The following is a 7,721-nucleotide window of genomic DNA, read 5'->3' as shown; positions in this document are numbered from 1 at the left end:
CCGAGCCGCCGCCCCCTCCGCTCCCTCCGCCCGATTCGTCCTCGAACAGATCGTCGCATCATCGTTCTGGCATCTGACCGGATCCCGCCCGCCCCAACGCCCCGGCGCACCGCCGCCCCGCCCCCACCTCGTGTTTCGCCATACCGCGCCACCCCTGCGCCCCGCGCGCTCCGCCAAACGTTCGTCACAGGGGCGCACCGACCGCCCACTGTCCGTATGCTCCTGTCCGCGCGCCGCACGGCCGGTCGCAACGGACCTCCAGCCGGCCGCCCCGCCCCGCGCCAACTACCGCACAGGAGGCACGCCTTGGTGTTCCACAGCGAGTTCCCGGACGTCGGCATCGTCGACCTCGCCCTGCACGACGCCGTTCTCGGCGACGCCGAGCGCCACGGCGACCGGCCCGCCCTCATCGACGGGATCACCGGCGAGACGGTCAGTTACGCGCAGCTCGTCCACGCCGTCGGCCGGGTCGCGGCCGGCCTCGCCGAAGCGGGCGTCCGCCAGGGCGACGTGGTGGCCCTGTTCAGCCCCAACAGCATCCGCTACCCGATGGCCTTCTTCGGCGCCACCCGGGCCGGCGCGACCGTCACCCCCGTCTCCTCCCTCACCACCCCCGGCGAACTCGCCGGGCAGCTCGCCGACAGCGGCGCGCGCTGGCTGCTGACCGTGTCGCCCTTCCTGCCCACCGCCCGCGCCGCCGCCGAGAAGCTCGCCGCCGAGGGCCGGGAACTCGCCGGGATCGTCGTCCTGGACGGCGCCGAGGGCCACCTCTCGCTCGCCGACCTGCTCGCCGCCACCGGCCCCGAACCCGTGATCGACCTCGACCCGGGCCGGGACATCGCCGTGCTGCCGTACTCCAGCGGCACCACCGGCCTGCCCAAGGGCGTCATGCTCACCCACCGGTCCATCGCCACCAACCTCGCCCAGACCGACGCCGTCTTCCGCCCCGAGGTGGGTGAGCGGGTGCTCGCGGTGCTCCCGTTCTTCCACATCTACGGCCTGGCCGCGCTGCTCAACCAGCCGCTGCGCTGCGGCGCCACCGTGGTCGTGCTGCCCCGCTTCGACCTGGAGCAGTTCTGCCGCACCATCCAGGACCAGCGCGTGCAGTCCGTACTCGCGGCCCCGCCGATCGTGCTGGCCCTCGCCAAGCACCCGCTGGTCGACGGGTTCGACCTGTCCTCGGTCGAGTACCTGCTGTGCGCCGCCGCCCCGCTCGTCGGCGAGCTCGCCGAGGCCTGCGCCCGCCGCCTCGGCCTGCCCCGGATCCTCCAGGGCTACGGCATGACCGAGCTGTCCCCGGTCAGCCACGTGATGTCCCCGGCGGACCCGGACCCCTCGCCGGGCTCCGTCGGCCGGATGCTGCCCTCCACCGAACTGCGGGTCACCGCACTGGACGGCACCAGCGCCGACCTCGGGCCCGGGGAGCGCGGCGAACTGCTGATCCGCGGCCCGCAGGTGATGAAGGGCTACTTCGGCCGCCCGTCCGACACCGCCGCGACCGTCGACGCCGACGGCTGGCTGCACACCGGCGACATCGGCTTCGTCGACGAGCGCGGCTACCTGCACATCGTCGACCGGGTCAAGGAGCTGATCAAGTACAAGGGGTACCAGGTCGCGCCCGCCGAACTGGAGGCGCTGCTGCTGAGCCACCCGCAGATCGCCGACGCGGCGGTGATCGGGGTGCGCGACGCCGAGGGCACCGAGAGCCCCAAGGCCTTCGTGGTCCGCGCCCCCGGCAGCGCCCTCACCGAGCAGGAGGTCGCGGCCTTCGTGGCGGGCCAGGTCGCGCCGTACAAGAAGGTGCGGGCGGTGGAGTTCCTGGACGCCGTCCCCAAGTCGGCGGCGGGCAAGATCCTCCGCCGGGAACTGCGCGAACGCGAGGCGGCCGCCACCGGCTGAGCCCCCCCCGTGCACCGGCCCGGCCACCACCCCCACCCACCCGGCCGCACCGCCCCCGCCCCCGAGCCCGCCCCGCTCATGCCTGACCCCGCCCCCGAGCCCGCGTCCCCCCGACCACCGTCTGCGAGGATCGACCAGCCGCCCGCCCCCGCACGGACAGGAACCGCCGCCGCAGATGACCACCCACCCCGCCGCCGCGCGCACCCCCCAACAGGACCGCAGCCGCGCCACCCGGGCCAGGCTGCTGGCGGCGGCGGTCGACTGCTCCACCGTCGCCGTCGTCGCCGAGCGGGCCGGCGTCTCCCGCGGCGCCGCCCAACACCACTTCCCGACCCGGGAGGACCTCTTCACCGCGGCCGTCGAGCACGTCACCGCCGAACGCCTCGCCGCCGTCCGCGCCCACGCGGACACCCTGCCGCCCGCCGGCCCGGCCCGCACCGAAGCCGTCGTCGGCATGATCGTCCGCCTCTACACCGGCCCGCTCTTCCGGGCCGCACTCCAACTGTGGGTCGCCGCCGCCACCGAGGAACCCCTGCGCGAACGGATCATCCGACTCGAAGGGCACGTCGGACGCGAGGCCCACCGCGCCACCGTCGACTTCCTCGGCGCCGACGAAAGCCGACCCGGAGTCCGCGAAACCGTCCAGGCCACCCTCGACCTCGCCCGCGGACTCGGCCTCGCCAATCTGCTCACCGACGACAGCCTCCGACGATCCGGAGTGATCCGGCAGTGGGCGAGCCTTCTGGAGAGTACGCTGCGCCCGGTAGGCCCATGACGCCCGTACACCTGCCCGACCGGTAACCCTCACCAAGGGGTCGCCGGGCGGTCGATGTCCGTGCAGTCTGGAGAAGAACCCCGGCCGCACGGACCACGAGGCCCGCCCGGCCGGGCACGAGCCGAACCGGGGTGCTGCCTGATCATGCGGAGAGACGAGTGGGACGCGACCGACGCGACCGACGCCACCGGCCCCCGAACGGGCGCCGCCCCCACACGCCTGGACGGCCACCGCCTCGTCCCGCTCGCCACCGCCCTGCTCCAGGACGACGGACTGATCCTGCACTGGAGCGAGGACGCCGAAGCACTGCTCGGCTGGACCGCCGAAGAAGCCGTCGGCAGCCACGCCGCCCAACTGCTCACCGACGACAGCGACCGCCCCGAGGTCCTCGAACTCTTCACCCGGATCATGAGCGGCAAGGGCTGGAGCGGCGTCTTCCCCGTCCGCCACCGCGACGGCCGCACCGTCGAGCTCGAATTCCGCACCTACCCCATCGCCGGCCCCGGCGGCACCCTGCTGCTGCTCGCCACCGCCTCCGACACCGCCGCCCTGCACCGCGTCGAGGCCGACCTCGCCGTACTCGACGGCATCTTCGGCCAGTCCCCGATCGGCATGGCCGTCTACGACACCGAACTGCGCTACGTACGGCTCAACGAATCCCTGGCCCGGATGAACGGCGTACCCGTCGCCGCCCACCTCGGCCGCCGGATCAGCAGCGTCCTGCCCGGCATCAACAGCGCCGAAATAGAACAGATCATGAAGCAGGTGCTCGCCACCGGCCGACCCGTCGTCGACGCCCGCTCGCACGGCCGCGTCCCCGGCGACCCGCGCCGCGACCGCGCCTGGTCCGCCTCCTACTTCCGACTGGAGGACTCCACCGGCCGCGTCTTCGGCGTCTGCTCCTCGATCATCGACGTCACCGAACGCTTCCAGGCCGAAGCCCGCGCCGCCCGCGCCCAGGAACGCCTCGCCACCATCGCCGAAGCCACCGCCCGCATCGGCACCACCCTCGACCTCCAGCGCACCGCCGAAGAACTGATCGAGGCCGTCGTCCCCAGATTCGCCGACTTCGCCACCGTCGACCTCCTGGAAACCGTGCTCCGCGGCGCCGAACCCACCCCCATCCCCGAGGACCGCGGCGTCCAACTGCGCGCCGTCGCCGTCGGCGAGTCCTACGAAACCGGGCTCGTGCACGCCGTCGACACCGTCGGCGAGGTCTCCGAGTACGCCCCCGAACGCAGCTACACCCAGTGCCTGCGCAGCGGCCGCCCCCTCCTGCGCTCCCGCGTCGACGAAGAAGTGCTGCGCGGCCTGGTCGCCAGCCCCGACCGGGTCGCCCCCGGGCTCGCGGCCGGCATCCACTCCTACCTGATGCTCCCGGTCACCGCCCGCGGCATGGTCCTCGGCGGCGCCGAATTCATCCGGATGCGCAACCCGGAACCGTTCACCGCCTCCGACGTCGCCCTCGCCGAGGAACTCGTCGCCCGCACCGCCCTCGCCATCGACAACGCCCGCCTCTACCGGCGCGAACGCGAGACCGCGCTCACCCTCCAGCGCAGCCTGCTGCCCCAGGAGATCCACCGCACCCTCGGCCTGGAGATCGCCTACCGCTACCTGCCGTCCAGCGTCACCAGCGAGGTCGGCGGCGACTGGTTCGACGTCGTCCCGCTCTCCTGCGGCCGGGTCGCCCTGGTGGTCGGCGACGTCATGGGACACGGCATCAGAGCCGCCGCCACCATGGGACAGCTGCGCACCGTCGCCCGAACCCTCGCCACCCTCGACATGCCGCCCGAGCAGGTCCTCACCCGCCTGGACGAGACCGCCTCGGGCATCGGCGAGGGCCAGTTCGCCACCTGCATCTGCGCCGTCTACGACCCCCTGGAGCGCACCCTCCAGATCGCCTCCGCCGGCCACCTGCCCCCGGTCTGGGTCGCCCCGGACGGCACCTCCCACCGGATCGAGACACCGCCCGGCGTGCCGCTCGGCGTCGGCGGAGTGGCCTTCGAATCGGTCCGCTTCGTCCTCCCCGAGGGCGGCATGGTCGCCCTCTACACCGACGGCCTGGTCGAACGGCGCGGCCAGGACCTCGACGAGGGCATCGACCTGCTCGCCCGCACCCTCTCCGGCCCCGGCCGCACCCTGGAGGAGAACTGCGACGCCGTGCTCGCCGCACTGGTCAGCGGCGGCAGCGACGACGACATCGCCATGATCATGGCCCGGGTACTGCCCCTGCCCGCCGACCGGGTCGCCACCCTCCCGCTCACCGGCGACGGCCGCCTCCCCGGCAAGGCCCGCCGCTTCACCCGCAGCACCCTCGCCGACTGGGGCCTGTCCGCACTCGCCGACTACGCCGAACTCCTGGTCAGCGAACTGGTCACCAACGCCCTGCTGCACGCCGACGCCCCACGCCGACTGCGGCTCTTCCGCGACCGCGTCCTCACCGTCGAGGTCGCCGACAGCGGCGGCCAGACACCCCAGCTGCGCCCCTTCGCCGAACAGGACGAGGGCGGTCGCGGGATGTTCCTGGTCAGCGAACTCGCCCAGCGCTGGGGCAGCCGCCTGACCAGGGACGGCAAGGTGGTCTGGGCCGAACTGGAACTCCCCTTCGGCGCCGGCTGAGCCGCGGCCGCCGGGAACGGACGACGGCGCGGGCCGCCCCCGGGGGATCCGGGGGCGGCCCGCGCCGTTCGTCCGTCGTCAGTGCGCCGAGGCCCGGACCGGTTCCGGCGCCGCGGCCGGCTGCTCCGGGTCGCCCGCGGCGGGCCGGTCGTTCAGCCCCCGCAGCAGGCGCCAGGCCAGCACCGCCGCACCCAGCAGCAGCGCGCCCGCCAGCATCCCGGCCACGTTGACGCCGTGGACGAAGGACGTCCTGGCGCTCTCCAGCAGCGGTCCGGCCAGGGTGTCCGGCAGCCCGTGGGCCGCCTCCACCGCGCCGCCCAGCGACTCGCCGGCCTGCGTGGCCACCGCCGGGTCCGCGCCCGCCGGGACGGTCAGCCGGCCCGCGTACAGGGCGCCGACCACCGAGCCGACCAGGGCGATGCCGAGCGCGGTGCCCAGCTCGTACGCGGTCTCGGAGACCGCCGACGCGGCGCCGGCCCGGTCGGCGGGCGCGGCGGTCAGCACCAGGTCGGCGCCGAGCGTGTAGACCACGCCCTCGGCCGTGCCGACCAGCAGGAACGCGGCGGCCAGCAGCAGATAGGTGGAGTCCTGCTGGATCCAGCCGAGCATCCCGATCCCGATGCCCATCGCCAGCAGACCGGCGGTCAGCGCCGTCCGGGCGCCGGTGCGGCGCACCAGCCGGGCGGTCAGCAGACCGCCGACCACCGCGCCGGCGAAGGCGGGCAGCTCGGCCAGACCGGCCTTGAGCGGCGGGTAGCCGCGGACCAGCTGGAGGTACTGGGAGGTCACGAAGACCACGCCGGAGAGCCCGATCAGCGCGATCAGCGAGGCCAGCACGGCGGCCGTGAACCGACGGTCGCGGAACAGCCGGACGTCCAGCAGCGGGGTGTCCAGCCGCAGCTGGCGCCGGACGAACACGGTCAGCGCGACCGTGCCCAGCACGGCGGTGACCGGCACGTCCCAGCGCAGGACGCCGTGCGCGGCCGCTTCCTTGATCGCGTAGACCACGCCGATCACACCGGCGAGCGAGAGCAGCACGCTCAGCACGTCCCAGCGGCCCGGGTTCGGGTCCTTGGACTCGGGCAGCAGCCAGGCGCCGAACACGAGCAGCAGCACCAGCACCGGGATGTTCAGCAGGAAGACCGAGCCCCACCAGAAGTGCTCCAGCAGCACCCCGCCGACCACCGGGCCGAGCGCGGCGCCGGCGGTCGCGGCGGCGCCCCAGATGCCGATCGCGGTGGCCCGCTCGCGGTCGTCCGGGAAGAGGGTGCGGATCAGCGAGAGGGTGGACGGCATGATCGTCGCCCCGGCCACGCCGAGCAGCGCGCGGGCCAGGATCAGCCAGCCGGCGCTGGGCGCGTAGGCGGCGAGCAGCGAGGCGGCGCCGAACGCGGTGGCGCCGATCAGCAGCAGGCGCTTGCGGCCGATCCGGTCGCTGAGCGAGCCCATCGAGACCAGCAGTCCGGCGAGCACGAAGGAGTAGGCGTCGCCGATCCACAGCAGCTGGGTGCCGCTGGGGCGCAGGGTCTCGCTGATCGAGGGGATGGCCAGGGAGAGGACGGTCGCGTCGACGGCGACCAGGGTGACGGCCAGGACGAGGACGGCGAGGCCGGTCCAGCGCTGGCGGGGCTGGAGGTGGACGGTACTGCTCATGGGTATCGGTGTCCGGTTCCGGTCCGGTGTGCGGCAGGTGAGGGCGAACGTGAGGGTGGGTGCGGACGCGAGGGTGGGTGCGGACGTCGCGGGGGCGGGATCAGTTCGGTCGCGGGGTCCGCAGGGCGCCGCCGAGGAAGAGCTCGGAGAGCGAGAAGGCGGCGTCGCGCGGGGCCAGCCGGCCGTCCTGGATGGCCCAGCCGATCCCGGCCACCAGGTCGAAGAAGGCCTCGCTGAGCCAGGCGGCGGAGAGTTCGATCCGGAAGGTGCCCTGTTGCTGCCCGCGCAGGAAGAGCGCGTGCATCCGGGCGATCTGCGACTCCCAGAGCTCGTCGATCGCCTCGTCGTCGTAGAGGGTGCTCTCGCCGGCCAGGAAGGCGCAGAGGGTGGCGTCCGGGACGAGCGCGTCGACCAGGCGGCGCAGCGCGGCGTGCGGGTCGCCCTCCTCGACGGCGGCGCTGTCGAGCGCGGTGCCGAAGCGCTGGAGCCCGAGCAGGCCGACCTCGCGGATCAGCGCGTCCCGGCCCGGGAAGAGCCGGTGCAGGGTGGCGCGGCTGATGCCCGCGGCGCGGGCGATCTCGTCGAGGTGGGCGGTCGGGCGGCGGGAGAGCACGCCGACGGCGGCTTCGAGAACGGAGTCACGATCGGTGGCCATGGGACGAGTGTACTCCGGATGAGACATGGATGTCTCAGAATTATTTTCAGTGCCTCATTCGAGCCGGGGCCGTCCGGTGGCCGGGCAGCAACAAGGCAGCAAGGGCAGCAAGGGCAGCAA

General features: G+C 73.9%; 5 protein-coding genes. 3 read left to right on the top strand and 2 right to left on the bottom strand.

Annotated features, from left to right (window positions below):
- Positions 1 to 306: 306 nt before the first annotated feature.
- The 3 genes from VR45_RS37805 (at position 307) to VR45_RS37795 (ending at position 5,293) form a co-directional block, all read left to right on the top strand.
- Entirely contained in the window at positions 307 to 1,899 is a 1,593-nt protein-coding gene (locus VR45_RS37805) for a 4-coumarate--CoA ligase family protein (protein ID WP_045944478.1), read from the top strand.
- 175 nt (positions 1,900 to 2,074) lie between these two features.
- The gene (locus tag VR45_RS37800; RefSeq protein WP_045944477.1) at positions 2,075 to 2,674 is read left to right on the top strand and encodes a TetR/AcrR family transcriptional regulator; all 600 of its coding nucleotides are present in this window, start codon (positions 2,075 to 2,077) and stop codon (positions 2,672 to 2,674) included.
- 144 nt (positions 2,675 to 2,818) lie between these two features.
- A complete protein-coding gene (locus VR45_RS37795) occupies positions 2,819 to 5,293 on the top strand; it encodes a SpoIIE family protein phosphatase (RefSeq protein WP_052709687.1) in 2,475 nt (824 codons plus the stop codon).
- Positions 5,294 to 5,371: 78 nt separating this feature from the next.
- On the opposite strand, the gene VR45_RS37790 is transcribed toward VR45_RS37795, so the two are convergent.
- The gene (locus tag VR45_RS37790) at positions 5,372 to 6,946 is read right to left on the bottom strand and encodes an MFS transporter (protein WP_045944476.1); all 1,575 of its coding nucleotides are present in this window, start codon (positions 6,944 to 6,946) and stop codon (positions 5,372 to 5,374) included.
- A 100-nt stretch (positions 6,947 to 7,046) separates the two neighbouring features.
- Positions 7,047 to 7,601 carry a TetR/AcrR family transcriptional regulator gene (locus VR45_RS37785; protein WP_045944475.1) on the bottom strand — a complete coding sequence of 185 codons (555 nt, stop codon included), beginning with the start codon at positions 7,599 to 7,601 and terminating at the stop codon, positions 7,047 to 7,049.
- Positions 7,602 to 7,721 lie beyond the last annotated feature (120 nt).

This window comes from Streptomyces sp. NRRL S-495, assembly GCF_000966955.1.
In the GTDB taxonomy this organism is placed as follows: domain Bacteria; phylum Actinomycetota; class Actinomycetes; order Streptomycetales; family Streptomycetaceae; genus Kitasatospora; species Kitasatospora purpeofusca.
This window is presented reverse-complemented; position numbering and strand designations above follow the sequence as displayed.

Coding starts and splice junctions, on each gene's coding strand:
- VR45_RS37800 (WP_045944477.1), top strand. CDS start 2,075: ATGACCACCCACCCCGCCGCCGCGCGCACCCCCCAACAGGACCGCAGC.
- VR45_RS37795 (WP_052709687.1), top strand. CDS start 2,819: ATGCGGAGAGACGAGTGGGACGCGACCGACGCGACCGACGCCACCGGC.
- VR45_RS37790 (WP_045944476.1), bottom strand. CDS start 6,946: ATGAGCAGTACCGTCCACCTCCAGCCCCGCCAGCGCTGGACCGGCCTC.
- VR45_RS37785 (WP_045944475.1), bottom strand. CDS start 7,601: ATGGCCACCGATCGTGACTCCGTTCTCGAAGCCGCCGTCGGCGTGCTC.